Annotated in this window: 21 protein-coding genes; 9 read left to right on the top strand and 12 right to left on the bottom strand. The window is 64.0% G+C overall.

Going from position 1 to position 26,088, the window contains the following annotated elements:
- Positions 1–244 precede the first annotated feature (244 nt).
- From VWZ81_RS01385 to VWZ81_RS01375, 3 genes are all read left to right on the top strand, one after another.
- A complete protein-coding gene (locus VWZ81_RS01385; protein ID WP_416539682.1) occupies positions 245–1,792 on the top strand; it encodes an ATP-binding protein in 1,548 nt (515 codons plus the stop codon).
- A 24-nt stretch (positions 1,793–1,816) separates the two neighbouring features.
- Complete coding sequence (locus VWZ81_RS01380; protein WP_340547793.1) at positions 1,817–2,488, top strand: response regulator transcription factor; 672 nt, start codon at positions 1,817–1,819, stop codon at positions 2,486–2,488.
- Between the two features lie 78 nt (positions 2,489–2,566).
- Positions 2,567–3,784: an MFS transporter gene (locus tag VWZ81_RS01375; RefSeq protein WP_416541860.1), complete on the top strand. Its 1,218-nt coding sequence runs from the start codon at positions 2,567–2,569 to the stop codon at positions 3,782–3,784.
- 49 nt (positions 3,785–3,833) lie between these two features.
- Here VWZ81_RS01375 and VWZ81_RS01370 read toward each other — a convergent pair whose 3' ends face one another.
- From VWZ81_RS01370 to VWZ81_RS01340, 7 genes are all read right to left on the bottom strand, one after another.
- On the bottom strand, positions 3,834–5,075 hold the full coding sequence (locus tag VWZ81_RS01370) for an aminotransferase class I/II-fold pyridoxal phosphate-dependent enzyme (protein WP_416541859.1): 1,242 nt from the start codon (positions 5,073–5,075) through the stop codon (positions 3,834–3,836).
- Between the two features lie 57 nt (positions 5,076–5,132).
- Positions 5,133–6,044 (bottom strand): acetaldehyde dehydrogenase (acetylating), encoded by a 912-nt coding sequence (locus VWZ81_RS01365; protein WP_416541858.1) that lies wholly within the window; start codon positions 6,042–6,044, stop codon positions 5,133–5,135.
- Positions 6,041–7,069, bottom strand: coding sequence for a 4-hydroxy-2-oxovalerate aldolase (dmpG, locus tag VWZ81_RS01360; RefSeq protein WP_340547789.1), 1,029 nt, complete (start codon positions 7,067–7,069; stop codon positions 6,041–6,043). Before dmpG ends, VWZ81_RS01365 begins: the two co-directional genes overlap by 4 nt.
- A gap of 82 nt (positions 7,070–7,151) precedes the next feature.
- Positions 7,152–8,339 carry an ATP-grasp domain-containing protein gene (locus VWZ81_RS01355; protein ID WP_416541857.1) on the bottom strand — a complete coding sequence of 396 codons (1,188 nt, stop codon included), beginning with the start codon at positions 8,337–8,339 and terminating at the stop codon, positions 7,152–7,154.
- Complete coding sequence (locus tag VWZ81_RS01350; RefSeq protein WP_416537868.1) at positions 8,332–9,417, bottom strand: AbrB family transcriptional regulator; 1,086 nt, start codon at positions 9,415–9,417, stop codon at positions 8,332–8,334. Before VWZ81_RS01350 ends, VWZ81_RS01355 begins: the two co-directional genes overlap by 8 nt.
- The gene (locus tag VWZ81_RS01345; RefSeq protein ID WP_416541856.1) at positions 9,417–10,838 is read right to left on the bottom strand and encodes an FAD/NAD(P)-binding protein; all 1,422 of its coding nucleotides are present in this window, start codon (positions 10,836–10,838) and stop codon (positions 9,417–9,419) included. The genes VWZ81_RS01350 and VWZ81_RS01345 overlap by 1 nt, the downstream gene beginning before the upstream one ends.
- A gap of 47 nt (positions 10,839–10,885) precedes the next feature.
- Complete coding sequence (locus tag VWZ81_RS01340) at positions 10,886–12,130, bottom strand: ATP-grasp domain-containing protein (RefSeq protein ID WP_416541855.1); 1,245 nt, start codon at positions 12,128–12,130, stop codon at positions 10,886–10,888.
- Between the two features lie 427 nt (positions 12,131–12,557).
- On the opposite strand from VWZ81_RS01340, the gene VWZ81_RS01335 reads away from it, so the two are divergent.
- Positions 12,558–13,403 carry a universal stress protein gene (locus VWZ81_RS01335; protein ID WP_416541854.1) on the top strand — a complete coding sequence of 282 codons (846 nt, stop codon included), beginning with the start codon at positions 12,558–12,560 and terminating at the stop codon, positions 13,401–13,403.
- Between the two features lie 108 nt (positions 13,404–13,511).
- Here the strand turns inward: VWZ81_RS01335 and hmpA are convergent, their stop codons facing one another.
- On the bottom strand, positions 13,512–14,702 hold the full coding sequence (gene hmpA, locus VWZ81_RS01330) for an NO-inducible flavohemoprotein (RefSeq protein ID WP_416541853.1): 1,191 nt from the start codon (positions 14,700–14,702) through the stop codon (positions 13,512–13,514).
- A gap of 150 nt (positions 14,703–14,852) precedes the next feature.
- Between hmpA and VWZ81_RS01325 the strand changes: the two genes are divergently transcribed.
- On the top strand, positions 14,853–15,302 hold the full coding sequence (locus VWZ81_RS01325) for an RrF2 family transcriptional regulator (RefSeq protein WP_416541852.1): 450 nt from the start codon (positions 14,853–14,855) through the stop codon (positions 15,300–15,302).
- A gap of 73 nt (positions 15,303–15,375) precedes the next feature.
- Here VWZ81_RS01325 and katG read toward each other — a convergent pair whose 3' ends face one another.
- The gene (gene katG, locus VWZ81_RS01320) at positions 15,376–17,544 is read right to left on the bottom strand and encodes a catalase/peroxidase HPI (RefSeq protein WP_416541851.1); all 2,169 of its coding nucleotides are present in this window, start codon (positions 17,542–17,544) and stop codon (positions 15,376–15,378) included.
- 260 nt (positions 17,545–17,804) lie between these two features.
- Here katG and VWZ81_RS01315 point away from each other — a divergent pair, with 260 nt between their 5' ends.
- Positions 17,805–18,740 (top strand): hydrogen peroxide-inducible genes activator, encoded by a 936-nt coding sequence (locus VWZ81_RS01315; protein ID WP_416539693.1) that lies wholly within the window; start codon positions 17,805–17,807, stop codon positions 18,738–18,740.
- Between the two features lie 97 nt (positions 18,741–18,837).
- Entirely contained in the window at positions 18,838–20,295 is a 1,458-nt protein-coding gene (locus VWZ81_RS01310) for a multicopper oxidase family protein (protein ID WP_416541850.1), read from the top strand.
- Positions 20,296–20,373: 78 nt separating this feature from the next.
- On the opposite strand, the gene VWZ81_RS01305 is transcribed toward VWZ81_RS01310, so the two are convergent.
- Genes VWZ81_RS01305 through VWZ81_RS01295 form a run of 3 tightly spaced genes read right to left on the bottom strand, consistent with a single transcriptional unit; the run spans position 20,374 to position 22,808 of the window.
- Complete coding sequence (locus VWZ81_RS01305; protein WP_416541849.1) at positions 20,374–21,216, bottom strand: DUF1206 domain-containing protein; 843 nt, start codon at positions 21,214–21,216, stop codon at positions 20,374–20,376.
- A gap of 59 nt (positions 21,217–21,275) precedes the next feature.
- Entirely contained in the window at positions 21,276–21,473 is a 198-nt protein-coding gene (locus VWZ81_RS01300) for a hypothetical protein (RefSeq protein WP_416535313.1), read from the bottom strand.
- A gap of 57 nt (positions 21,474–21,530) precedes the next feature.
- Positions 21,531–22,808, bottom strand: coding sequence for a replication initiation protein (locus VWZ81_RS01295; RefSeq protein WP_340547812.1), 1,278 nt, complete (start codon positions 22,806–22,808; stop codon positions 21,531–21,533).
- 793 nt (positions 22,809–23,601) lie between these two features.
- Here VWZ81_RS01295 and VWZ81_RS01290 point away from each other — a divergent pair.
- The gene (locus tag VWZ81_RS01290) at positions 23,602–24,972 is read left to right on the top strand and encodes an AAA family ATPase (RefSeq protein ID WP_340547776.1); all 1,371 of its coding nucleotides are present in this window, start codon (positions 23,602–23,604) and stop codon (positions 24,970–24,972) included.
- Position 24,973: 1 nt separating this feature from the next.
- Positions 24,974–26,056 (top strand): ParB/RepB/Spo0J family partition protein, encoded by a 1,083-nt coding sequence (locus VWZ81_RS01285; RefSeq protein ID WP_416541848.1) that lies wholly within the window; start codon positions 24,974–24,976, stop codon positions 26,054–26,056.
- Positions 26,057–26,088 lie beyond the last annotated feature (32 nt).

Genomic DNA, 26,088 nt, shown 5'->3' with positions numbered 1-26,088 from the left:
AACGGAGCCAAGACCGCATATGAACGGGAGATGAACGCACCATGGCCGGTCGGCAGCCCTTGGCGGCGCATTCGTTCATCTGTTGTTCATGATTTCGACAGGACGCTGTCATTGCTGCAAACTAACTCTACCACTGGCGGCCCTGACAGGGTTATGGTCAGCCGGTGCGTAGCCAACCCAAACCCCGCACCGGCTGACCTCGCAATTGGCAGTCCGACCCACAACGACGGGACCACCTCGACCAATGAAAATAGTGCATATTGTCAATATTTTCGCGGCCGTGGTACTGCTGGCAGCCGCTGCCAGTGTGTCAGTTGCGGTCTGGGCCGCCAGACAAAGCGATCTGCACAATTACCGCATTTCGCTGGCTCACACCTCCTTTGAACACCATCTGAAACTGGCGGCAGACACCTATCTTCTGTTCAAGCGTTTTGGCGATCTGCTGCTGGCCGACGACACCGGGCAGGTGGCGGATATCACCGATATTTCCAACCGCCTCCAGACCCATATCACCAATATTCGCGCCGCCATTGAGCAGGAAATCGAGCTGGTCGGCGACGAGGAGCTGGCAGAGCTGATGCTGCTGGACAAGATTGAGGAGATCATTGACGACATCCTCGACCTTTACCGGCGGGCGCAGTCGCGCGAGGCCGCAGATGGCATCGGTGGCGACTGGCGCCAGGTGTCGCTGGCCCTCAACGAAGACATCAAGGAAGATTTCCGAACGCTGATCTCAACGGCGCTCACCGAAGAGCAGGAGGAAGTCTCAAGAGCCGAGGCCGAAGCCAGCGCAAAGATGGCGCTGGTGCGCATGATCTCCTTTGGGTTGGCGGTGGCCTTTCTCTGCATCACCGCCATCGCGCTGATTGTCTTTCGCCGCGAATTCACCCGCCCGTTAAGGCAGCTTCTGGGTGGTGTGCGGCAATTTGCGGCCGGGGATTTTTCCAGCCGGATCGCCCTGCCGGGGCGCAGCGAACTGTCGGAAATCGCCGGCGTTCTGGATGAAATGTCCGCAGTGGTCTCGGCCCGCACCAAAAACCTGACCACCCAGAACGAGGAACTGGAACAGGCCGTCCGCCAGCGTACCGAAACGCTGGAAAAACTGCTGACCGAGGCGCGAAAATCCGAACAGAACCGCCGCCAGCTGCTGGCAGATGTCAGCCATGAGCTGCGCACCCCGCTGACCGTCATTCAGGGCGAAAGTGACGTGGCGCTGCGCGGCGCCGACAAAACCGTCGAGGAATACAAGGACGCCCTGACCAAGACCCGGCTGGCCGCCAATCACACCGCCAATCTGATCAGCGACCTTCTGTTCATCGCGCGCAAGGAATCCGGCTCGCTTGAACTGGTCAGGAAACCCGTCGATCTGATCAGGCTGATCCACGAGGTGATCGCACTCTGCGGGGCCGAGGTGGGCTTTGAGCCGCAGCGCGACAAGGTGATCGTCATCGCCGATGGCCAGCGGATCCGTCAGGCCGTGCTCGCCCTGCTGGAAAATGCCAAATACCACGGCGGCGACATGATCGCCGTCACCCTTCAGACCCATGGCGATATCGTTGAGATTGCGGTGTCCGATGACGGGCCGGGCGTGGATAACGCGGAAAAGGAACTGGCCTTCGAGCGTTTCTTTCGCGGCTCCAACGCCAGCGGCCGCTATATCGAAGGGCTGGGCCTTGGTCTGCCGATCGTGCGCTCCATCGCCGAGGCCCACGGCGGCTCGGCGCGGATCTTTGATCGCCCAACGGGGGGCACAACGGTTGTGCTGACGATCTCCACGGATGCCGACCCATAGTCACAGGACGCCAGAGAACAGCTGATGAATATTCTGCTTGTAGAGGATGAAGAGCGCGTAGCCGATTTCATACGCCGGGGGCTGAAGGCTGAGGGCTTCAGCGTCGAGCACGTGGTGGATGGCGAACTGGCGCTGGGGTTCCTGCAAACACGCGACTTTGATGTGGTGATCCTCGACCTGATGCTGCCGGGGATCTCCGGCATCGAGGTCTGCCAGCGGATGCGCGCCCGCGCCAATACCACCCCTGTTCTGATGCTCACCGCGCTGGATTCAACCGACGAACGGGTCGCGGGCCTGCGCATCGGTGCCGACGACTACCTGCCCAAACCCTTCGATTTTGAGGAGCTGGTCGCAAGGTTGGAGGCGCTGCATCGCCGCCGGGTCGGCTATGGGAGCACACCCGACGATGAGGTGATCACCCATCGCGGCCTCTCCTTTGATCCCCGCGCGCTGGAATTCTACGTGGACGGCCGCCCGGTCGCGCTCTCCAGCAAGGAGCGCGAGCTGGCCGTGCTGCTGATCAAGAACATTGGCCGCGCCCTCAGCCGGGAACGCATTCTGAATGCGGTCTGGGGCACGCAGTCGGACCCGATGACCAATATCGTTGATGTCTATATCGGCCGCCTGCGCAAGAAATTCGGCCCCGAAGGTGACGCCATCGTGACCCTGCGCGGCGCCGGGTATCGGCTCGATTGAGCGGCACCGGCAGCCGTGACAGCGCGGCCCCTGCGCGCTAGTATCGCCGGACCGGAACAACCTCAGGGCATCCCCACCATGGCCTCCCCGCTCCTGCTTCGTAACCGCAATTACCGGCTGCTGTTCACAGCCGGGGCGCTGACCAACCTCGGCGATGGGTTCATCCTGCTGGCGCTGCCCTGGCTGGCAACGCTGATGACCCGCGATCCGGTGGCGATTGCCGCCGTGGCCGCAGCCGGTCGCCTGCCCTGGCTGTTCTTTGCGCTGCCCGCCGGGGTGATCGCGGATATGGCCGACCGGCGCAAGCTGATAGCCCGCGCCGACCTGCTGCGCGCCGTGATCGTGCTCGCCATCCTCATGCTCGCGCTCAGCGCACCGACGGCCGGGGCCATCTGGGCGCTGGCCGGCCTGGCCTTCCTCCTTGGCGCGGCGGAGGTGATCCGCGACAATGCCGCCCAGACCATCCTGCCCGATATCGTTGCCAGCTCCGATCTTGAGGCGGCAAATGGCCAGATGTGGACCGCCGAACAGCTCACCGGCCAGTTCATCGGGCCGCCGCTCGCCGGCCTGCTGATCGCGGCCGGCATCGCTATTCCCTTTGGACTGGATGTGGTCGTGCTGGTGCTGGCGGCCGGTTTTGTCTGGCTGATCAGCCTGTCGCCGCGCGCGCCGGTGCAGCAGAGCTTTGGCAAGGCGCTGATGCAGGGCATCACCTTCATGCGCGGCGATGGGCTGCTGCTGCGGCTGGCGGTCGTGCTTGGCATCGCCAATTTCCTCGCCACCGCAACCATCACCGTAGAGGTGCTTTTCGCGCAGGAGGTGCTTGGCCTCGGCCCTACCGAATACGGGTTTGTCCTATCGGTTGCCGCCCTTGGTGCTGTGACCGGCAGCCTGATTGCGCCGCGCCTCAGCCGCCTGATCGGGGTGCAGCCCTGCCTTTACCTGTCGATTGCGGGCTGGGCGGTTGGCTATGCGCTGATCGGTGTCAGCAGCAGCGGCATCATCATGGCGCTGGCGATGTTTGGCGTGATGGCGGCGGCGATGGTCTGGAACGTGATCACCGTCTCCTGGCGCCAGCGCCGCATCCCCTCCGAACTGCTGGGCCGGGTGAACAGCATCTACCGCTGCTTTGGCTGGGGCTCGATGCCGCTTGGCGCGCTGACGGGCGGTGCCGTCGTGGCGCTGCTGGAACCGGAGCTTGGCCGCGACCTCGCCCTGCGCGCGCCTTTCCTGATCTCCGCCAGCTGCTGCGGCCTCCTGCTGGTCTATGCCGCGCTCCGGCTGCGGCTGGACTGATGCCCGCGGGGGTAGGCTGACCTGCGACGGCCAGCCCACCCCGGCCAGATCAGGAAACGACTTCCATCACCGGCAGCCGGGCGGTGTGCCGCGCTGCCGCTGTGTCCTCCAGCTCTGCCAGACACCGCAGGATCTGACTGGCGCCCAGCCGAACCTGATCCGCGTCGATGGCATAGGACAGCCGGATATTGTCCGGCGCGCCAAAATGACGACCGGGAACAGCAGCCACGCCATATTCTTCCAGCAGCAGATTGCAGAGATCCTCATCGGTGCTGATCATCCGCCCCCGGTGCAGGGTGCCAAAGACCCGCGAGATATCGGGGAACAGGTAGAATGCCCCACCGGGGCGGGCACAGCGGATCTGCGGTGCGCTGTCAAACGCCGTGAGCAGAAGATTCCGCCGCATCCGGTAGCCCTCGGTCATCCGCTGCGAGAACCCCTGATCGCCAGCCAGCGCCTCCGCCGCGGCGGCGGCCACCACCGGCGGCATATTGGAGATCGAGTTGCTGTTGAGCGTGGCAACCGCCGCCGCCACCTCCGTTGGCGCAGCCAGCAGACCCGCGCGCCATCCCGGCATCCCGTATAGCTTTGAAATACTGTCCACCTTGATGATCCGCGACGCCAGATCGGGCGCGATCTCCAGCAGATGCGGGCAAGGCTCGTCGGCATAGACAAAGCGCTGGTAGACATCGTCGCTGATGATCCACACATCATGGCGCCGCAGCACCTCGGCCAGCGCCGCCAGCTCCGATCTGCTGTAGACCGCGCCGGTGGGGTTGGACGGGTTGTTCAGCACCAGCGCCCGAGGCCGCCCACCCAAGGCCGCCTCCAGCGTCGCGGGGTCCAGCTTGTACCCCTGATGCAGCCCGCAATAGGGCGTGCGCACCTCAACCCCGCTGAGCCGGGCAATGTCGAAATAGGTCGGCCAGCAGGGCGCCGGGATGACCACGGTATCGCCGGGCTGGAACAGCACCTGAAACAGCGCATAAAGCAGGTGCTTGCCGCCCTGTCCCACGGCAATATTCTCCGCGCCGAACTGATCCAGCCCCAGCTGAGCCAGATAGTGCAGATAGGCCTCGATCAGCCCGGCCTCGCCCCGGCTCGGACCATAGCGGCAGCGATCGGCACGGATCGCGGCAATCGCCGCCTCGTAAACCCGCTGCGGCGGTGTGAAATTGGGCACCCCGATAGAGAAATCGACCACTGGGTCAGGGCGGCTCTGGATCCGTCCGGCCAGCGCCAGAATCGGACAGAAGGGCGTGTCGCGGTGAAGCGCGGGCAGATCAGGCATGGCAACCTCCCCGGCCTGCGATGGCGGCGCCACAGCGCCGGAACTCCGACATGCGCATCAGGCCACGCTCTCCATCGGCTGCGCCACCGGCGGGTGGCTGTCCCGCGCGGTGCGGTCACGGGCAATGGCCTCGGCCATCCGCGTGGCGGCGGCGGTGATGATATCGAGATTGCCCGCCGACGGATCCAGATAATCTCCGGCCCCGGTGACCCGCACCATGGTGAACAGCCGATCCCCGGTAACATGCGGCTCAACGATCACGTCATAGCCCGGCACCGCCGCGCGCAACCGCGCCACCGCCCCGGTGATAGCGCTCCGGGTGGCCTCCAGATCATGCTGCTCTGCCAGCGCGGAGATTGCTGTCTGCATATAGACGTTCGGCTTTGCCGGGTTGATGTTCAGGATCGCCTTCACCCGGTTGCAGCCGGTGAACTGCCGCAGCGCGTCTTCGGTGGTTTCGATATAGTGATTGAGGTTCAGCCGCGTGGCCGGCCCCGCGCTTTCGGCACTGATCGAGGACACCACCTCCAGATAGTGGATCGCCGGGTTCGCCGCCGTCATCGCCTGGGCAATCGGGATCGAGGCCTGCCCGCCGCAGGTGATCATGTTGATATTGCCCGCCGCCAGCAGCGCATCGCCGTTCAGCGACGGCACGCAGAGCGCACCATTGGGAGCCGGGGTCAGGTTGATCAGCACCTTGCCCGCAGCCTGCAAAGCCGGGGCATGGGCCTGATGCGCCGCCGAGGAGGTGGCGTCGAACACCAGATCAAAACTGTCGAGCGCGGCAAACAGCCCCTCCGCCCCGCGATCGGTCACCGGGATGCCACGGCTTCGGGCCAGCGCCAGCCCCGGCGATGCCGCATTGCGCCCGGCAAACAGGGTGCACTCCAGCAGCGCGGAACGCTGCACCTTGCACAGCACGTCACAGCCGATATTGCCGCTGCCTATGATGGCGGTTCTCAGTTTCATGCGTCCACTCCTTCCAATGCGGGTGCCGCCGTCCGGGCCAGCCGCGCCGCCGCCGAGATGATCAGATCCTCCTGCCCGGCCACGGCGTTGCAGCGCGACAGCTCTTCGTAGATGAACCGTGGTGCAACGCCGAAATCCTGCGCCGCGCGGGTCACATGTTTTTCAAAACCGGCACAGACGCCGTAGATGCCGCTGATCAGGTTAGAGGTGCCCACGATGGTGCGCCGCTGCACCGGCGGCAGCTCGGGCAGCGCTTCCACCGCCTCGCAGAGCGCAAAGACATCGGTTCCGGTCTCAAACCCGTAGCGCTCCAGCACCGCACAGAGCACCTCCAGCTGGGTATTGCCGGCCCCGGCACCAAACCCGCGCATGGTGCCATCCAGAATGGTTGCGCCCGCCTCGGCGGCGGCAATGGAATTGGCAATCGCCAGTCCCAGATTGTTATGCGCGTGGAACCCCACCGGCACCTCCAGCTCAGCCGCCAGAACGCCGATCTTCTCGCTTGTGTCGCGGGGGTCGTAATTGCCTGCGGAATCCATCAGGACAATGGCATTGGCGCCATAGGACACCTGCCGCCGCGCCTGCGCCAGCAGCACATCCGCAGGCGCCATATGGGTCATCATCAGCACACCCTGAACATATTTGTCCTGGCTGCGGGCATATTCGATGTAGCTCTGGGTCAGATCGCCTTCGGTGCAATGCGAGGCGATGCGAAACACATCCACCCCGGCGCCGATGGCCGATTTGATGTCCGAGATCTTGGCAAAACCGGGGATCGCATGAATGCCCAGCTTGGTCTGGCTGAGATTGGCGCGGGCGGTTTCCAGCATCTCGATATCGGCATGGCGCGCCATGCCCAGCTGCAACGAGGAGGCCCCCAGCCCGTTGCCATGGCCGACCTCGACCACCGCCAGGCCGCAGCCATCCACGGTCCGGCAATAGGCGGCAATATCGTCAAGGCTCAGCGCATGGGCGATGGCATGATTGCCGTCGCGCAGGGTAGGGTCGTGAATGGCAATGGCCATGGTCTGGCTCCTTGTCATGGGACTTGATTTCATGGGACGTTGATTTGAGGCGATGATCAGGGGGCCGCAGGCCGGTGCCGCATTACCTCAGCGCGATCCGGGCCACGGCGGCCTCGGCATGGGCCAGCGCCTGCTCGCGGCTGTCACCGCGCGCCAGCACATAGGCAACCCGAGAGGCCGCAGACAGCACCGCATCATAGCGGGTGCCCGGTTTGGCAGAGGAATGCACCCGCGCCACACCTTCGGAACTGGCGGCGCAGTCCAGCCCGGTGATCGCATCCAATGTGCGGTCCTGCGCCAGCATGTAGCGGATCGCCATCGCCGCGGTGGAGGGCGGCGGCGCATCATAGGCAAGCCCGAGCACCGCGGCAAAGGTCTCCTTGAACACATCGGCACCGGTGGTTTCCAGGGTCAGCTCCCAGATCTGGTCACCGCCGTTGCGGGTCTGGGTCTCGATGATATAGACCGCCCCGTCGTGCAGCTTTACCTCGGTATGGGCCGGTCCGGTCCGGTAACCGACCGCCTCCAGCAGCGCCTGAACCCGCTCGGCAATTCTGGCCTCATCCGCTGCACTCAGGGCGGCGGGCTGCACATGGCCGCTCTCGATGAAATAGGGCGCGCCGCTGGTGGTCTTCTCGGTGATCTGAAGCACCCGGTGACGACCGCCAACCGACATGGTTTCGACACTGTATTCCGGCCCGGGAATAAACGCCTCGGCGATCAGCTCCTCGCGGCCCACCTGCAACGCATGGGACAATGCGGTCTGAATATCGGTGGAGTCATCGACGAAATGAACCCCCTCGCTGCCGCCGCCCTCGGCCGGTTTGACGATGCTGTCGCCATGGCGCGCCACAAACTCGGCGATCTCCGCCACCGTGCGCACGCGGGCAAAGGGCACATCCTCGATACCCGCCGCCCGCAGCGTCTCGCGCATCCGTCGTTTGTTGCGCGTCAACCGGACCGTCGGCACCTGGCAATTGCTCGGCAGATCCAGCGCTTCGGCGATATGCGCGGCGGTCAGAAACCCATATTCGGCAAAGGAGAACACCGCATCAAACGGCGTCTTGCGATGCAGAGCGCGGGCCAGCGCGACGCTGGTTTTCACATCCTCGTAATCGGTCACCACCACGGTTTCGGCCTGGTCAAGCAGCAGCTCGGTCAGATGGGACCGGATCTGAAGCGCGCTGTAGCGCAGCCCCATCTCGTCGATACGGACAAAGGTGTGATCGCGACCGCCAATCATCAGGATATTGCGTTGCGGTTCAGACATGGCGTTCCCCGTCATCTGTCATCGGTTGGATTGGATCAGGCGCGGACCGGAACATCTCGCGGTTCATGAACATCGGCGCGATATGCAGCACCGACATGCGCAGCACATGGTTCAGCATCACAAAGGCAGGCTCCAGCCCCAGCGCCAGCGCGGTGGCCACCATCACCTCGACCCCACCCGGCACCCAGGACATGAACAGCACCAGGAACGGCTGACCGGTCAGCAGGCTGAACAGCGAGGCCATGGCAACCGTGATCCCAAAGGTGATCGAGGTGACGATCAGCCCGGCGCGCAGGTAGCTTGCGATATCGCTGCGGGTGATATCCTTCAGCCGGATGCCGATCAGCCCGCCCAGCAGCGCCATGGCAAACAGCACCAGCGGTTCCGGTACCACGATCGGATCGCTGCCGCGCCAGAGGTTGGTGCCCGCCGCCAGGATCAGACCGGTGACCATATAGGGCGCCGGCATGGCAAAGCGCTCCAGCACTCGCCCCGCCGCATAGGCCGCCGCCGCCAGCAGCAGAAAGATCGCGTAGCCCGCCAGCGTGCCCGCCCCTGTGGCGGCCTCGTCGGGCAATGCGGCGATCTCCTGCGATCCCTCCTGCGGACCGGCGATCAGAAACACCGCAACCAGCAGCGCGATCATCCGCACCATATGGGCAAAGACCATCTTGGCCGAGGTCTTGCCCTCTTCGCCGGTCAGGGTCATCACCGCCGCCATGGCGCCGGGCACCGCCCCAAGCAGGCTCTCGGCGCGGGTCCATTTTTCCACCCGGTACAGCCAGGTGAACCCGGCCGCCAGCTGCGCCGACATGCAGATCAGAAGCCCCGCAAGCACGGTCAGATCGGCCATGCCCTCCAGCATCTCGGCATTCAGCAGCGCCCCGACGCTGGCGCCCAGGATCAGCTGGATCACCACAATGGCCGCCGGCGGTGTCGCCAGCGCCAGACCAAATCGACAGGCCAGCAGCACCAGACCCGCCGCCCCCAGAAGCTGCCCCAGCGGCAGCCCGCTCAGATATCCCAGCGCCGATCCGGCACAGGCCAGCAGCAGGGTGATCGCAAAATTCCGCAGCATCAGCCGACGCTCCGCAGAATATCCGCCGGCGCCAGCGCCGATGCGGTGGCAATGCGTGCCTGATGGTGGATCACGTCAATGTTGTTGACCATATAGAAGGTGCCGCAGGTCAGCTGCCCCAGCGCAAACAGGCCCGGCGATGGCCGCCCGTCGCGGGTCAAAACCCGGCAATCCTCCAGCTGCACCTTGATCCCGCCGGTTGCGTCCCGCTCGGCAAAGCCCTGCGCCAGCAGGCTGCGGATCAGCGGGTTGCTCTCGTCCAGCCCGCGCTGCAGGCCGGTTGCATTGATCACTGCATCCACCTCGGCGATGCCATCGGCAAACTCCATCCGATAGCGGCCATTGCGAAAGCTGACATTGCGCAGCCCGCTGCGATGGCTGAGCGCGCCACTGGCCTGCAACATCGCGATACGGTCGGCATTGGTGCGCGAGATCGGCACCCGCATATTCGACCAGAGCCGGTGGAAATGGCGCAGGAACGCCGCCTTGGCGCGATCCGAAAGACTGGCCCAGAGCTGCGGGATCAGCATATTGGTTTCGGCCAGAATGCTGGACACCAGATCATTGTCGGCACTGTCGACGCCGCGCAGCAGATCGGCAAAGCTGACATCCACCCCCTGATGCTGCATCTCTGCCTCAAACAGCTCCATCACCGCCGACAGCGAAATCCGCCCGCCATCCGGGCCGTTGCGCAGCGCCGCCAGACCGGCCGGCGTCAGATGGTGCAGCGTCACCGGGCGATAGGCCGTCACCGCCTTGGGCAGCCCCGCCCGGCGCGAGGTCATCAGCATCCGTCGGCCATTCACCCCAAGCGCCACATCATAGGCGGTCAGCCGACAGCCCAGAATGCCCACCCGCAAACGGGTCAGCGCCGTCAGGCGGGCCGCCGGATAGGGCGCGCGGAAATAGCCCGGCGTGCCGCCCAGCCCATAGGGGTCGGCCTCCAGATTGGTGCCCAGACACAGGTAAACCGCATCATAATCGGACACGCTGCCCATCCAGCCCAGACGGTAGAGCGCATCGGCGCGCGGGCTGGGGGCAATCGTCTCCACCTCGGCGCCAATCATGCGGATCCGCCCCCCCGCGGTGCGCACCCGACCGCTCAGCGCATCGAACCGGCTTTGCAGGAACCGCCCGAACAGGGCACGCTGTAGGAAACCATCCTCATCCGCTGCCGCCTCCGTCGCCCCGGTCTGGCGCAGCCAGTCGCGGAAATCATTGCGGCGCGCCAGATACATCAGCTTAAGCGGCCGGTTGAGCAGATTGGTCTCGGCATCCTCCTGATAGGCCACGCCGGGACCAAAACTGCGGCTCTTGTCAAAAACATCCACCGACAGCGCCGACAGATCAGGCAGGGTGGCGACCAGATTCTCCAGGACCGAGACACCGGCATAGCCCGCGCCGAGAACAGCAATTTTCATGTGGTAGATCCTTTGTTGGGCATCAGGCGAACAGGGGCAGGTCTGGATCAGGCCGCGGCGCTGGTCTCCCATTGGCAGGCACTGTGGAACCAATCCTCCAGCTGCCGCAGCCGCGCGCGCAGCTCCGCCTCGCTGTCGCCCTCGACGATGGCGTTCAGGATCTCGGCATTGGTATAGGCCATCTGACCATACTGCCGCCCCGCCACGCCGCTCATCCGATAGGCACGCACGAACTCGAACGGACAGCGCTCCGGCACCGCGCGCAGCACACCGTCGCGCGGCGGCACGCAGAGCTGGCCAACCAGCCGCACGGGCTCCAGCATCGGCTCAGGCCGTGCCGTGTTCTCAAACCCCGGATCCCGCATCGCCCGCAGATAGGTCATGCGCGGATCCAACCCCCAGGCCTCGGTCATTTCCTGGTTGAAGAACACCCCGCCCAGCCGCGAGGCGATCTCGCCCAGGACAATGGTGCCATCCGGGCTGACAAAGACCTCAAGATGGAACAACAGCGTCGGCGGCGAGGGCATCACCTCTTCGACCAGATGGCGGGAATAGGCCACCAGCCGATCGCGCAGCGGCGTCGTCGGCTCCAGCATATGCAGATCATGTGAACGCCCGCCGAGGAAATCCAGCGCCGAGGTCAGCACCCGCACCGGCGAAATCACAATCGGACGCCCATCCACATAGAGCCCGTTGACGATATAATGATCCCCGGCGACAAACCGCTCGATCATCGTGTTGTAAAACGTCGTACTGTCCTGCCGCGCCAGCCATCCCGCCAGATCGTCGGCCCCGCGGATCACGCAGACCCCGTTTGATCCGCGCCCGTCGCGGGGCTTCAGAACAACCGGATACCCCCAGCTGTCGATAAATCCGCGGATATCCATCGCATTGCGCACCACCGCCATGTCGCTGACCGGCAGCCCTGCCTCCCGCGCGCGGGTCTTCATCGCGTATTTGTCGCGATAGGCGTCGAGCTGCACCGCAGCATCCGTCGACACGCCGAGGTAGTCATTCACCCGCGCGGCGCGCAGCACGTCAATCTCCGCCAGCGCGACACAGACCGGATCCGCAAGGCCGCGCGCGATCTCGATCGCCGCCAGCTCCACCTCCGCGTTATCATTGAAATTCTGAAAGAAGCGGATATCCAGCCCCTCGGGAAAGCTGTCCATCAACGCCGCTTTGGCACTGGCGCAGGTCAGGATGATGCTGGCTGGCCCAATCGCCTCAACCCAATCGGTAACACTATGCTGTAAAAGGATTTTTGGCGGCGCAAAGAGAATGATATTCATGACACGACGGGACCTTCGACAAAGTTTCAACAGGTTTCGGCGCAGAATTTTCTTCGCCTTTTACGTGTTTGCACGCAACTTACAGTATGTTTTGTATCCGTCAAGCGGCAGTTTTATGAAACTTACACAACGTTAAGGTGAGCGATTTTCCGCCTTTGTCCTGCCGTGATTTCTCTGGAAATACATGGCCGCGCCGTCCAAACCCATGACGGCATCCCATCGTATACTGTGGCAAGAGGACGTGATGCCGCAGCTGCAAAATCGCCTGTCAGCCCCGGCAGGTCGCGCGCCCGTGCAGTGCCTCATTGCTCCCGGTCGCGACAACCGGCCGAGGCTTGATCAGGATCATGGCGGCCGCTGTCACAGATGATCTAATGACGTCAGCCGCGGGCAGATCCGCCCGCCGCATCCCGTCAGGAGGCACGCCATGCAACGCAGAACATCCCTCTTCATCCTCAGCAAAGACACCCGCGACGAGACCATCACCGCCGCCGCCGAGGCCGCAGCCGAACAGGAGGCGCATCTCGCCTGCCTGTTGCTGGAGGCGCTGCCCGGTCCGCCCAGTTTCGCCTTTGGCCACTCCGGTTACGCCGCTCTGGTTGCCTCGGACGGTCCGTTGGAACGCCTGCGGCAGAACAAGGCCGCCGCCAAGAAACGTGTCGACGACATCGAGACGCTGCTGGCCCGCAGCAACTGCCCCGGCGACGTGCAGTTCGCGGTCTGGTCGGGCAATGATATCGGTCTGGTCGCCGCGCGGCGGGCGCTGACCTGCGACATTGCCCAGATCGCCGACGATCTGACCGACCCGGACCCCGTGTTCCGCGAAGCCACCTATGGCATCCTGTTCCAGTCCCCGGTGCCGCTGATGCTGAACGGCAGCCCCTTTGCCCACCGCGACCGCATTTTCCTCGCTTGGGACAGCAGCCTGTCAGCGGCGCGCGCCGCCCATGCCGCCCTGCCCTATCTGCGCAAGGCCAGCGAGGTGATCATCGGCTGCATCGACTCCGATCTGTCCCATGGCCGCGATGGCGAGGATCCCGGCACCGATATCGCCGCCTGGCTCAGCCACCATGGCTGCGCCGTCACCCTGTCGCAATTTGCCAGCAACGGGCAGGAAATCGGCACCAGCATCCAGTCGCGGGCGCGCGAAATCGGCGTCGATCTGGTGGTGATGGGGGCCTACGGCCACTCCCGTATGCGTCAGGCGATGTTCGGCGGCACCACGCGCACGATGCTCCAGCAGACAGAGCTGCCGATCTTCCTCGCCCATTAACAGGGGCATCACGCGACAGGCATCACGCAATATGGCCGCGACAGCTCAACGTCGCGGCCATATCCCGGCACGGATCCGGTCAAGCCCTCAGATGTCGGGCGTCAGGTGTCAGGCGACACCCAGATCTTCCGCCGGACCAAAGAACTCATAATGGATCCGCTCCATATCGACATTCGCCGCCCGCAGACCCGCAATGGCCATCGCCATGAATCCCTTTGGCCCACAGATGTAATAGTCCGAAACGGCGGTATTGGTATTCGCCGCCAGCCAGTCCGGGGTGATCCGCCCTTCCACATCATAACGCGCGGCGGCGCGGTCAGCCTCGCTCGGCGTTTCGAGGAAGATCACACTGCGTTTCGCCAGTGATTTGCTCAGCCCCTCCATCGCCAGATTGTCGCCATCGACCGCCGCGTGCAGATAGGTGGCGCTGCGATCATTCGCGGCCAGGCTCTCCAGCATGGCAACCATCGGCGTCAGCCCGACACCGGCCGACAGCAGCACCACCTCCGCCTCCGCCTGATCCTTCAGATAGAAATCCCCCGCCGGGGCCGCCACGCGCAGGATGGTGCCCTCCGCCGCGACCTCATGCAGCCAGCCGCTGATCACGCCACCCGGCTCCTGCTTGACCGAAATCCGGTAGTATTCCCCGTTCGGCGCGCAGGAGATCGAATAGTTTCGCCGCGCCTTGCCGGTCTCGGGGCTATCGAAATCAAAGGACAGATATTGCCCCGGCTTGTGCCGCAGCACCGCACCGCCATCCACCGGCCGCAGGACAAAGGATTTGACCGAAGCGCTCTCGCGCAGGATCCCGGTGATGGCAAAATCGCGCCAGCCCTCCCAGCCGCCCTCCGCTGCGGCAATCTCCTCATACATCCTGCTTTCCGCCGCGATCAGCAGATCGGCAAGGAACCAATAGGCGGCCCCCCAGGCGTCCAGCACCTCCGGCGTTGCCGCATCGCCCAGCACCGCCTCGATCGCCCCCAGCAGCGCGGTCGCCACATGGGCGTAATGCGCGGGCTTGATCTGCAGGCTGACATGTTTGTTGACGATCCGCTCCACCACGCCGCTCAGCGCGCCCAGATTGTCGATATTGCGGGCGTAGCCCAGGATCGCATTGGCCAGCGCCGCGTGCTGGCTGGACCCGTTCTGCTGATGTGACTGGTTGAACAGGGCGCGGATTTCCGCATCCGCCAACAGGCGCTCATACATCAGCGCAACGATGGCGCCACCATGGGCCTCCAGCGCGGGAACGGTTGCGGTCACAATCGCCTTGGTCTGCTCTGACAGGGGCTGTGCCATGGGTCTGGTCCTTCTCTGCTTTGGCCGGAACCGGGATATCCGGGTGGCCGTGGTAAAACATTCATTTCAGCTGAATGTATATTTCCGCTATACAAACATTCAACCGAAATGAATATTAAACACCGCAGATGCCGCCACCCGGAGCCCGCAATGAAGCTGAATCTGAAAACCGACTACGCGCTGAGGCTCCTTATTTTGCTGGGCAGCCGGCCAAAGCAGATGTTCGAGATTGAGACATTGAGCCGCATGCACCAGCTGCCGGTCAGTTCCGTGATGAAGATCATCAGCGAGCTGGTCCGCCACGGCTATATCCGCAGCATCCGGGGCCGGTCGGGCGGGGTGCAGATGAACATGGATCCGGCAGAGATTCGCCTCGGCGATGTGGTGCAGGCGATGGGCGAACCGATGGAGATCGTCGATTGCAGCAGCTGCCTGCTGGTCGGCAACTGCCGCCTCAAAGGGGTGCTCTGCGAGGCAGCGCAGGCCTTTGCCGAGGTGCTGATGAAATACCGTCTCAGCGATCTGATCGAGGCCCCTGCCCCGGTGCTTGCACCGCTGCTGGCAACCGAAAGCGGCGCTGCCGGCTCCACCCCGACCTGAGCCATGAAAAACCCGCCCGGCATCAGCTGCCGGACGGGGTCGTTTAGGTCATCATCCGTGAAATCGGATGGGGTCAGTGCAGATCGAACCGGTCGGCGTTCATCACCTTGGTCCAGGCTGCGACGAAATCCCTGACGAATTTCTCGCGGTTGTCATCCTGGGCATAGACCTCGGCATAGGCGCGCAGGATGGAATTGGAGCCGAACACCAGATCCACATTGGTGGCGGTCCATTTCACGTCGCCGCTCTGGCGATCCGCGACCTCGTAGACCTCATCGCCCGCCGCGCGCCAGACATTGCCCATGTCCAGCAGGTTGACGAAGAAATCGGTGCTCAGCACGCCTTCGCGGTCGGTAAAGACCCCATGCTTGCGGCCGCCATGGTTGACACCCAGCACCCGCAGGCCGCCGATCAGAACCGTCATTTCCTTGGCGGTCAGCCCCATCAGATGGGCCCGATCCAGCATCATCTCCACCGCCGAGGCGGAGAAATCGCCCTGCAACCAGTTGCGGAAAGCATCGTGAACCGGCTCCAGCACCGCAAAAGAGGCAACATCGGTCTGCTCAGCGCTGGCATCGCCACGACCGGGGGCAAAGGGCACCTCGGTGGCGAAACCGGCAGCCTCGGCGGCGGCCTCAATCGCCACAGCTCCCCCCAGAACGATCACATCGGCAAGGCTCGCGCCGCTCTTTTCGGCAATCCCTTCATAGGTTTCCAGCACGCGACCCAGACGCTCCGGCTCATTGCCGACCCAGTCCTTCTGCGGCGCCAGACGGATCCGGGCGCCATTGGCCCCGCCGCGCAGGTCAGATCCACGGAAGGTCCGCGCGCTGTCCCAGGCGGTGGCGATCATATCGGCCTGCGACAGGCCGCAATCGCGCAGCAGCTGCCTGGTCGCGGCCACATCATAGCCGGTGCTGCCAGCGGGCACATTGTCCTGCCAGATCAGATCCTCCTGCGGCGCCTCCGGGCCGATATACCGGTTGCGCGGCCCCATATCGCGGTGCAGCAGCTTGAACCAGGCGCGGGCAAAGACATCCGCGAAATAGGCCGGATCCTTGTAGAACCGTTCGGAGATCTTGCGGTATTCCGGGTCCTTGATCATCGCCATATCCGCATCGGTCATGATCGGGTTGTGACGGATCGAGGGATCCTCCACATCCACCGGCTTGTCCTCTTCCTTGATGTTGACCGGCTCCCACTGCCAGGCGCCTGCCGGGCTTTTCTTCAGCTCCCAGTCGTAGGTGAACAGCAGGTAGAAATAGCCGTTGTCCCATTTGGTCGGATTGGTGGTCCAGGCGCCTTCGATGCCGCTGGACATGGTGTCGCGCCCATGGCCGGTGCCGTTGCTGTTGCTCCAGCCCAGACCCTGTTCGATCAGGCTGCCGCCTTCGGGATCATTGCCAATGGCATCGGCGCGGCCATTGCCATGCGCCTTGCCGATGGTGTGGCCCCCTGCGGTCAGCGCCACGGTTTCCTCGTCGTTCATCGCCATACGTTCAAAGGTGATCCGCACATCCTGCGCCGTGCGCAGCGGATCCGGTTCGCCGCCGACACCTTCGGGGTTCACATAGATCAGGCCCATCTGTACGGCCGCCAGCGGATTGGCAAGCGAGTCACGATCCGCGCCATCCTCATAGCGCCCTGCGGCCAGCCATTCCTTTTCCGCGCCCCAGTAGACGTCTTTCTCCGGCGACCAGATATCCTCGCGGCCAAAGGAGAAACCGTAGGTCGGCAAGCCAACGGACTCATAAGCAATATTGCCCGCCAATGCGATCAGATCGGCCCACGACAGGCTGTTGCCGTATTTCTGTTTGATCGGCCACAGCAGACGGCGCGCCTTGTCCAGATTGACGTTGTCCGGCCAGGAGTTCAGCGGTGCAAAGCGCTGGTTGCCGGTGGTCGCCCCACCCCGGCCATCCGCCGCGCGGTAGGTGCCCGCCGAATGCCAGGCCATCCGCACCATCAGACCCGCATAGGTGCCCCAATCGGCGGGCCACCAGCTCTGGCTGTCGGTCATCAGCGCCGTCAGATCCGCCTTCAGCGCCTCAACATCCAGGGATTTCACCGCCTCGCGGTAGTCGAACCCCTCGGGCATCGGGTCGGTCTTGCGGTCGTGCTGGTGCAGGATGTCGAGGTTCAGCGCATTGGGCCACCAATCTGCCACACCGGCGCTGGTGTTGGTGTTGCTTCCGTGCAGAACCGGGCATTTTCCGCCTGTGTTTCCGTCACCTTGCTGCATGTTGTCTCTCCTGGGTCTTGGGTCATGACGCACCGGCATTCCTCCCTGACAATACGCCGGGACCGGGCCTCTCCGGGCAAAGGCTAGCAGTGGATCGTGATTATAAGAAATGATAAATCAGGATTTCTTATATAGGAAATAGCTATCAAAATTTCCCGTCCCCTGCTGTCGCCCACCCTAGCACATGCCACCTGAGTCGGGGCGAGAACCTGATCGGCACAGCTTGCCTGCCTTCGTAAAACCGGATTAAAAAACGCAAGATGATAGACGCACCCTATAACACCAGCCTCACCCTGCGACAGCTGCGCTTCCTTGTGGCGGTTGCGGATGAGCTGAACTTTTCCCGCGCCGCCGCCAGATGCTTTGTCAGCCAGCCGACGCTCAGCGTCGGCCTGCGGGAGCTGGAAGAGCGGCTCGGGGTCACCCTGGCAGAGCGTACCAAACGCTCGGTCATCCTCACCCCGGTCGGCGCCCAGATTGCCGAACGCGCCCGCAAGCTGTTGCAGGACAGCCGCGAGATCGAGGAGCTCGCCGCCGCGCAGGCCAGACCCGAAGGCGGCACCCTGCGAATGGGCGCAATCCCCACCATCGGCCCCTTCCTGATCCCCCGCGCCATGCCTGCGCTGAAATCCAGCTTTCCCGATCTGCAACTCTACCTGCGCGAGGAACTGACCGGCCAGCTGCTGGAAGGCGTCCACAGCGGGCGGCTGGATCTGGTGATCTATGCCGAACCCTATGCCGCCTCCGGGCTGGAAACCCTGCATCTGTTCGACGACGGCTATCACCTTGCCGCGCCGCCGCCCGCCTCTGACCTCAGCGCCGGGGCCGACACCACCCTTCGCGGGGCCGATCTGGACGGGCGACAGCTGCTGTTGCTCGAACAGGGCCATTGTCTGCATCATCACGCGCTCAGCGCCTTTCCCGATCGCGATATCCAGCGCGACGACAGTTTTGCCGCCACCTCGCTCTCCACCCTGATCTCCATGGTGAGCGAGGGGCTGGGGATCACCCTGCTGCCCGATCTCGCGGTCGATGCCGGGGTTGCAGCGGGACAGGATGTGGTGATGACGCCGCTTGCCGATGCCTGCCCGCGCCGGGTGACCCTCGGCTGGCGGCCAACCAGCGTGCGCGCCGATCTGTTCCGCAAGATCGGCACCGTCCTGCGGCAGGCCCGCGGCTCGCTGACCGGCACATAGAGGGCGGGTAATTCCGCCGCAGCCCTGTCGCCGGATCTTACACCCGCCAGCCAAACCCGCTAGCCTGCCCGCAGCCTCTCCCGCAACCGGTAGAACCATGACCGCAGACAGACCTTCGCCCCGCCTGAGCCGCCGCCGCGCGCTGCAATTGACAGGGGCCGCCGGAATGCTGGCGCCACTGGGGCTGGCGGGCGCACAGCTCACCACCCCCGCCAGGGCGCGGGCCAGCGCCCAACCCACGGCGGTGCCTCTGCCGATCCACATCCAGCGCGCCCGCTATACCATCGCCGATCAGCCCACTGATGACCTGATCTCGACCCGCCCTGACGGGCCGCCGCCGGTCATCCGCCTCAAACAGGGTCGGCCCTTTGCCGCGCGGGTCACCAATACCCTGCCCGATTACACGGCAATGCACTGGCACGGCATCCGGCTGGACAATGCCATGGACGGGGTGCCCTATCTGACGCAATTTCCCATCGGCGAGGGGGAGAGTTTCGACTACCACTTCACCCCGATGGATGCCGGCACCTATTGGTATCACCCGCATTGCATGACGATGAACCAGATGGCCATGGGGCTGACCGGCGTGCTGGTGGTGGACGAGGCCGAAGACCCCGGATTTGACGCCGATATTGCCCTGAACCTGCGCGATTTCCGACTGCGCCCCAATGGCGAATGGCTGAAGCTGTGGACTGCGCGCGGGGCGGCGCGGGCGGGCACCTTTGGCACCATCATAACCGCCAATTGGGACAGCGACCCGGTCTATGAGGCCCCCACCGGCGGGCTGGCGCGGCTGCGGCTTGCGGCCACCGATACCACGCGGATCTACAAACCCTTTGTGCTGGGTGCCTCCGGTCAGGTGATTGCCGCCGATGGTCACCCGCTGCGCGAGGCCATCGACTGGCCCACGGATACGGCCCCTGCCCTGCTGTCACCCGGCCAACGTCTGGATATCGCGGTGCAGATGCCCCGGATCGAAGGCGCCTATGTCGATGTGATGACCGACTTTCCCGGCGGACCCCGCCGTCTGGCCCGGATCCGCGCCACCGGTCCCAGCCTTGGCCGCGATCTGGCCGAGCTGCCGCCGCTGCCCGCCAATGACGTGCCTGAGCCGGATCTGACCAAAGCGCGCACCGAGGATCTGGTTTTTGGCTGGACGCCCGAAGGCGGCGCGCAGGAGAACGGTTATTGCGGCTCGCTGGGCTATAGCTTCTGGTCGATCAACCGCAAACCCTGGCCCGGTGACGCTGCCGCTCCCGACACCCCCGGCGCCGCCCCGCTGCTGGTGCTCAACCGCGGCGAAAGCGTGATCCTGCGGCTGCGCAATGAAAGCCCCAACGCCCATCCGATCCACCTACACGGTCTGGTGTTCCGCCCGCTGCGGTCGAACCGGCGCAGCCTGCCGTCCAACTGGACCGATACCGCGCTGCTGCTGAAGGATGAAATCATCGAGGTGGCACTGGTGGCCGACAATCCCGGCGACTGGGCGTTTCACTGCCATGTGATCGAACATCAGAAAACCGGGCTGGCGGGCTATATCCGCGTGCTGGCCTGACCTGCCGGCTCCGCCCCTGCGCCGAGAGGCACGCGCCGGTGTGGCGCGGTCGCCCGATCGCTTGGTCAGGGAACGGCCTTAGCCGTTCAGCAATTGCCGCAGCGACGGCGTGCCGGAGGCATCGGCCCGGGGCACGATCCGGTAGCGCGCGTTGACAAAGCAGAACAGGCCAAACCCCAGAAGACCAAGGCAGAGGGCAATCACCAGCGCCTGGCCATAGGCTTTGGATTGCAGCCAGTCAAAGGCCGACCCCAGACCACCCGCCTCGCTGCGGGAGGAATAGGTGGCGGCCTGTACGATCAGCAGGCCGATGATGCCCACTGCAACCCCCTGCCCGGCCAGCCCGATGCGCAGCGCCATGTTCAGATGGCGGGTGACCGGGTTGCCCTGTAGATGGTCAAGGTAGCCCTGCGTCCAGGCCTTGTGCAGATAGTACAAGCCGACGGCGATGGTGATCACCCCGATGATCCCCGCCGCCAGCTGACCCATCGGAGAGGCAAACAGCTGCTGTACGACGCCAGTGTCGCCACCGCCCCGGCTGACCCCAACCGCAACAATGATAGCAAGCGCGGCCAGCCCCAGATGCACCAGACCGGTGATGATCATCCCGGCCCTTGCCACCACTCCTTTGAGGTCGCTGCCATAATCTTCAAGATCCCAGATCCCGTCGACGGCCCTCCAGATGGCATAGGCCAACATCGCCAGCGCGATCACCAGCAGCACCGCGATGCCCCAGCCGCTGCGAAACCGCTGCATCGTCTCGGCGGTGCCCTCCGCCTCTCCGCCATTCAGGATCGACCAGAGCGACAGACCCGCAACCAGCAGGTAGACCAGCCCGCGCCCGGCGTAGCCCGCCCGCATGATCGGCACGGCCCAGGCGAAATCACGGGCGGAATGATCGGTGGTACGGTCTGCGGACATGGCGAGGGTTCCTGACGATGGTGCCTGCGGCATGGCAGGTGAAGAATGACAGCGGGCGGTCACGACCCCGGTGCGGCGGGTCGAGCAAACGGCGCGACAGATCCGACCGGTGCAGGATCCAGCGCCTGCGCTCCGCCCGCGCGCGCCGGTTGGGTCAGCATCGACAGCAGGATCAGGGCGGCAAGACCCGACAGCAGGACCGCCAGCAGCGTCCGCAGCAGGCTCAGCGCAAAGGGGTTGAATAGAAAATAGACCATGCCGGACCAACGCGGCAGACCGCTGTTGGTTCCCTCGCGCCCCCTGCCGGGACCGCGCTAGCTGTCGAAGGCCTCCGGCTCCAGCTCACGCCAGAAGGCGATGATGGCCGCAGCATTGAGCGCCGAGCGCCAGCCGTGCTGACGGAAATGCTCGCGGTCCAGATCGCTCTCCAGCCGCGACAGGAACAGCCGTTTGTCTGCGTCACGCTGGGTCGGGTTTCGCCGCGAAACCAGCGCCTCGACAGTTTCCAGATGCCGCGCCCGGTCCCGGCGGGCTGCGGCGCGGGCGTCAAAGGCGGCGGCCTCTGCGGCGGCCTCCGCCTCGCGTGCCAGACGGGCCTCGCGGATGCGGGCCTCCTCCTCGGCTGTGATCGGCGGCGGGGTTCCCGCCTCTGGTGTCGCGCTGTAATCGCCGTCAATCGCCGCCCGCAGATAGCCAAGCCGCGATTTCACCGCCCCCTGCCCGGCCACGTAATCCAGTTTCTGCTGAACGTAATCCGGCCCGTGTTCGGTGATCCACTGCCGCGCCAGACGGTCTGACACGCCCTGCCCGCGCAGCGCCCTATAGACCGGTTGCTGGCGCAGCCCGTCGCTGTCGTCGATCTGGAACATCGCCATCTGCGGATTTTCACGGATCAGGAAACGGATTTCGCTGACCGCGCGGCCTTTCTTGCGGGTCTGCGGCTCGATGATGATATCGGAGGATTTATTGACCTCGGCCACCGCCGGTTTGATGATCTTGGCGTTGAGATGTTTGAAACTCTCGTAATAGGCGGAGCCATCCACCCCCATCAGCTTGCGAAAGATATCGAGCCCCCACCAGCCAGTCGATCCGGTGCGCACAAAACGATAGCAGTTTTCATAAAGCGCCAGCCCGTGACCGGAGCTGAAATTGCGCTGAATCTTGACGTTGATCAGAGCAAAAATCTTGGGGTCGTGCAGTTTCTTGGCCAGCTCCGGCGAATAGGCATATTCGCAGATCCCATTCTTCAGCTTGGCAAAGCTGAGCAGTGACGAGACGCCCCATTCCTGATGACCCTGTTCGTCCAGCATGTCCCATTCGGCAACGGTTTCGGCCAGCGCCCGCAGGCTGGCGCGCAGACTGTCGATATCGTTGGAATTATACCCCACCATCATCGCCAAGGTGCGCGCGTCGATGGTATGGCTGCGCGCCGAGGTCAGCGTGTCATAGGCATTGAGCAGCAGCACATTCGACAGCTTGCGCTGCAACAGCGTCAGCTTGCCGCTGATATGGATCGCGGCGACATTCTTCTTGACCGTTTCGCGGGTCAACGCGCCGGTCAGCCGCTCTGTGTCAAAGCCGGGCTCTGCCATGGAATCACTGCCTGTCATCATGGGCCTCAATTGCGCCATACCCTGCCACAAAAGGAACCTATGCGACAACCGCACATGGGTTCCTTTGTTATTGGGTCGGCCGACATTTGTCTTTGGCACCGGTTCCGGGCAGCGGCCACCGCCACGCCGAAAGGGACCCGTTCACGGGATCAATCGTGGCAAATGACGCCCTGTTGCGAATCGCGGCGATGCCCCATGATCGCATGATCCGACCCGCCGTTGCGCCGCAGAGGCCCAGAGCGCGCGCTGGGGGCGCAACAGGAATTTCCGCCAATCAGTGTCAAAAATGGCGCAACAGGCTCTGTTTTATGGCTGTCATTCGGTCTAGCATCGGGCTGGTAGCACCTCTGACACCGGACTGCCGGCGTGCAGCGCCATCCTGAGAATCGGCGCCTTTTGCCCCGCTTTCAGGCGCCTGTTATCCCGCATACGGGTCCCTTTCATCCCGTGTTCAGGTGCTTCTTGTACCGGATGCGGGTCCCCAAACTGGGGTAACTGACTGTAATTGAATGTTAAACCGGAACCAAAGACTCTAAAGACTCTAAAAAATATAAACGTTTAGCTGTCAGCTATTTTTGAGTTTTCCAAGGAAAAGCCGAACGTTTCGCGGCGAAACCGGGCGGAGGTGGATTGAAGCACCTGCAAAAATTGCCCTTGCGGGTCCATATGACCTAGGCAGCCTGCAAGATGTTCCCTATTCTCTGGCATATAAGCGCAAATAGAAAACACGCGCGATAACACGCATCCACATGCACCGAGATCGAGCCGCAACATGACATCGCCTCCCCTGCCCCCGTATTTCAATCTGGATCCCAAACAGGCCGCCGCCAAACTGCCGGATCCGATCCAGACCACACGGTTCGCCAAGGCCGCCGCCATGTGCACCAAAGGGCGCGAGGATCTGGCCCGGCGCGGCTATGCGCCCGACGGCGAAAAACGACTGCGCAAATTCTCCACCTGGGAGATCACCCGCTATCTGATCCCGGTCGCGCCACAGCATCTGCGCCGGGTATTGAAGAACCACCCCGACCTGCCGCAGGGCGAGGGAGAAGGCGGCTCCAAATGGTTCACTCTGGAGGAGGTGCTGGCGCTGCGGCGGCATTTTGCCTCCGAAGGGATCTCGACCAAGGAATATCTGCCCTACCGGCCCAAGGGCGTGCCGGCCAAGGTGACGGCGGTTGCCAATTTCAAAGGCGGCGTTGGCAAGACCTCGACGGCGGCGCATCTGGCAATGTCCGCTGCGCTGGATGGCTACAAGGTGCTGGTCATTGATCTGGACAGCCAGGGGTCGATGACCTCAATCCTTGGCGGCAAGGTTGAGGACGAATGGTCCACCGTCTTTCCGCTGATCGCCAAGGATTACGCCAAATCCGTGGTTGCGGAAAACGCCGTGCGCGCCGCCGCCGGAGAGCCGGAACTGCCGCTGGATGAGACATTGAACGAGGCGCTGCGGGTTTCGTCGCGAAACGTCATCCAGAAAACCCATTGGTCGAATATTGATCTGATCGGCGCGCAGCTGAACCTGTATTGGGCGGAATTCCAGATTCCGGTCTGGCGCATGGGGCTGCGCAGCTGGCCGCTGTGGGATGCGCTGAGCAACTTCCTCGAGCAGGAGGGCATTCTGGACGATTACGATATCGTCTTCCTCGACACCCCCCCGGCGCTTGGCTATCTGACCATCAACGCGCTGGCGGCGGCGGATATCCTGCTGGTGCCGCTGGGGGCATCGTTTCTGGAGTTCGATTCGACGGGTCGGTTTTTCGACATGCTTTATTCCACCTTCGCCTCCATCGAGGAGGGCGAGAATATGGCACAGCGCGCGGCGGGTTTGCCGGAAATTAAATTTGAATGGGATGTAGTGAGGGCGCTGATCACGCGCTTTGACGCCAGTCAGCAGACGGACATGGCGAATGTGATCCAGGCCTATTTTGGAGATTTCATGAACGCCTACCGTCAGGATGTCACCGCCCTTGTTGGGCAGGCGGGAGAACAGGTGAATGGGATCTACGAAGCAGACTATCGCGACTTCAACCGCGATACCTATGTACGCGGTCGCGAAACCTTTGATCGGACCTATGCGGAGTTCAAGGAGCTGCTCATCGGCAGCTGGTGGCGTGACACCCAGATGGAAGAGGCGGAGTAACATGGCAAAACGCAGACGGCTGAGCGCCCCCGACGCGTCCGAAATCGAAGCCATCGAGGAGGGTTTCGCCGCGAAACCCGGCATCAACCCCTTTGATCCGGCGCCCGGTGGCGTCCCGGCCAGCGCGCCGCCGATTGCCAAGGTCTCGGCCGAGGCGGCACAGCTGCGCGGGATGGCGGCGGTGGCGGACCGGGTCGAGATGGCCCGCGACAAGGCAGACGCCGAACGCTGGCGCGCGGCTGAGACTGCCGGGGAAACCGTGCTGCGCATTCCGCTGACCGAGATTGACCGCGACTATCTGCGCCGCGACCGGATGCAGATCGACGAGGAGGAGCTGGACGAGCTGATCAGTTCTATCCGCGCCCATGGTCTGCGCAGCCCGGTTGAGGTGATCGCGCTGGACGATGGCTACGGTCTGGTGTCGGGCTTTCGCCGTCTGGAAGCCTATGCGCGGCTGAACCGGAGCGAAGACGGGTTTGCCGAGATCCCCGCGTTTCTGCGGCGGGGCGCGGACAGTGCGGGCGCCTATGTGGCGATGATCGAGGAAAACGAGCTGCGCGCCAATCTGACGCCCTATGAACGAGGGCGCATTGCGGTGCTGGTGGCGGGGCAGGGGGTGTTTGCCTCGGTCGAGGCGGCGGTTGAGGCGCTGTTTGCGGCGGCGTCAAAGGCGAAACGCTCCAAGGTGCGCAGCTTTGCCGCCGTGCATGAGGGGCTGGGCGATCTGCTGCGCTATCCCAATGCGCTGTCGGAGAAGGCCGGGCTGAAACTGGCGGCGGCGCTGCGGTCGGGCGGGCAGGGCGCCTTGCGTGCCGCGCTGGCCGGGGCGGATCCGGCGGATGAGCGGGCGGAATGGCGGCTTCTGGAAACCGCGCTGTCGGATATGGACCCGGTGGCGGAGGCCAAGCCGCGTGGCGGACGCCCCCGGCAGGTCACCCGGCTGGCCGCGCGGCGGCTGCAATCGGGGGGGGACCTGTCGGCTGAGGTGGCGCCGACGGCGGTGCGAATCGACCTCAAGGGCCGCAGCCTTGACCCCGCGCAGGTGGAGGCTTTGCTGGCATTGATCGAGGATACCCTGGACTGAGGGCTGCCCGGAATGGCCGCTCACCCGTCTGT

Origin of the sequence: Phaeobacter sp. JH20_34 (genome assembly GCF_048056095.1) — a bacterium.
GTDB classification, from domain to species: domain Bacteria; phylum Pseudomonadota; class Alphaproteobacteria; order Rhodobacterales; family Rhodobacteraceae; genus Phaeobacter; species Phaeobacter bryozoorum.
This window is presented reverse-complemented; position numbering and strand designations above follow the sequence as displayed.

Coding starts and splice junctions, on each gene's coding strand:
- VWZ81_RS01385 (WP_416539682.1), top strand. CDS start 245: ATGAAAATAGTGCATATTGTCAATATTTTCGCGGCCGTGGTACTGCTG.
- VWZ81_RS01380 (WP_340547793.1), top strand. CDS start 1,817: ATGAATATTCTGCTTGTAGAGGATGAAGAGCGCGTAGCCGATTTCATA.
- VWZ81_RS01375 (WP_416541860.1), top strand. CDS start 2,567: ATGGCCTCCCCGCTCCTGCTTCGTAACCGCAATTACCGGCTGCTGTTC.
- VWZ81_RS01370 (WP_416541859.1), bottom strand. CDS start 5,075: ATGCCTGATCTGCCCGCGCTTCACCGCGACACGCCCTTCTGTCCGATT.
- VWZ81_RS01365 (WP_416541858.1), bottom strand. CDS start 6,044: ATGAAACTGAGAACCGCCATCATAGGCAGCGGCAATATCGGCTGTGAC.
- dmpG (WP_340547789.1), bottom strand. CDS start 7,069: ATGGCCATTGCCATTCACGACCCTACCCTGCGCGACGGCAATCATGCC.
- VWZ81_RS01355 (WP_416541857.1), bottom strand. CDS start 8,339: ATGTCTGAACCGCAACGCAATATCCTGATGATTGGCGGTCGCGATCAC.
- VWZ81_RS01350 (WP_416537868.1), bottom strand. CDS start 9,417: ATGCTGCGGAATTTTGCGATCACCCTGCTGCTGGCCTGTGCCGGATCG.
- VWZ81_RS01345 (WP_416541856.1), bottom strand. CDS start 10,838: ATGAAAATTGCTGTTCTCGGCGCGGGCTATGCCGGTGTCTCGGTCCTG.
- VWZ81_RS01340 (WP_416541855.1), bottom strand. CDS start 12,130: ATGAATATCATTCTCTTTGCGCCGCCAAAAATCCTTTTACAGCATAGT.
- VWZ81_RS01335 (WP_416541854.1), top strand. CDS start 12,558: ATGCAACGCAGAACATCCCTCTTCATCCTCAGCAAAGACACCCGCGAC.
- hmpA (WP_416541853.1), bottom strand. CDS start 14,702: ATGGCACAGCCCCTGTCAGAGCAGACCAAGGCGATTGTGACCGCAACC.
- VWZ81_RS01325 (WP_416541852.1), top strand. CDS start 14,853: ATGAAGCTGAATCTGAAAACCGACTACGCGCTGAGGCTCCTTATTTTG.
- katG (WP_416541851.1), bottom strand. CDS start 17,544: ATGCAGCAAGGTGACGGAAACACAGGCGGAAAATGCCCGGTTCTGCAC.
- VWZ81_RS01315 (WP_416539693.1), top strand. CDS start 17,805: ATGATAGACGCACCCTATAACACCAGCCTCACCCTGCGACAGCTGCGC.
- VWZ81_RS01310 (WP_416541850.1), top strand. CDS start 18,838: ATGACCGCAGACAGACCTTCGCCCCGCCTGAGCCGCCGCCGCGCGCTG.
- VWZ81_RS01305 (WP_416541849.1), bottom strand. CDS start 21,216: ATGTCCGCAGACCGTACCACCGATCATTCCGCCCGTGATTTCGCCTGG.
- VWZ81_RS01300 (WP_416535313.1), bottom strand. CDS start 21,473: ATGGTCTATTTTCTATTCAACCCCTTTGCGCTGAGCCTGCTGCGGACG.
- VWZ81_RS01295 (WP_340547812.1), bottom strand. CDS start 22,808: ATGGCAGAGCCCGGCTTTGACACAGAGCGGCTGACCGGCGCGTTGACC.
- VWZ81_RS01290 (WP_340547776.1), top strand. CDS start 23,602: ATGACATCGCCTCCCCTGCCCCCGTATTTCAATCTGGATCCCAAACAG.
- VWZ81_RS01285 (WP_416541848.1), top strand. CDS start 24,974: ATGGCAAAACGCAGACGGCTGAGCGCCCCCGACGCGTCCGAAATCGAA.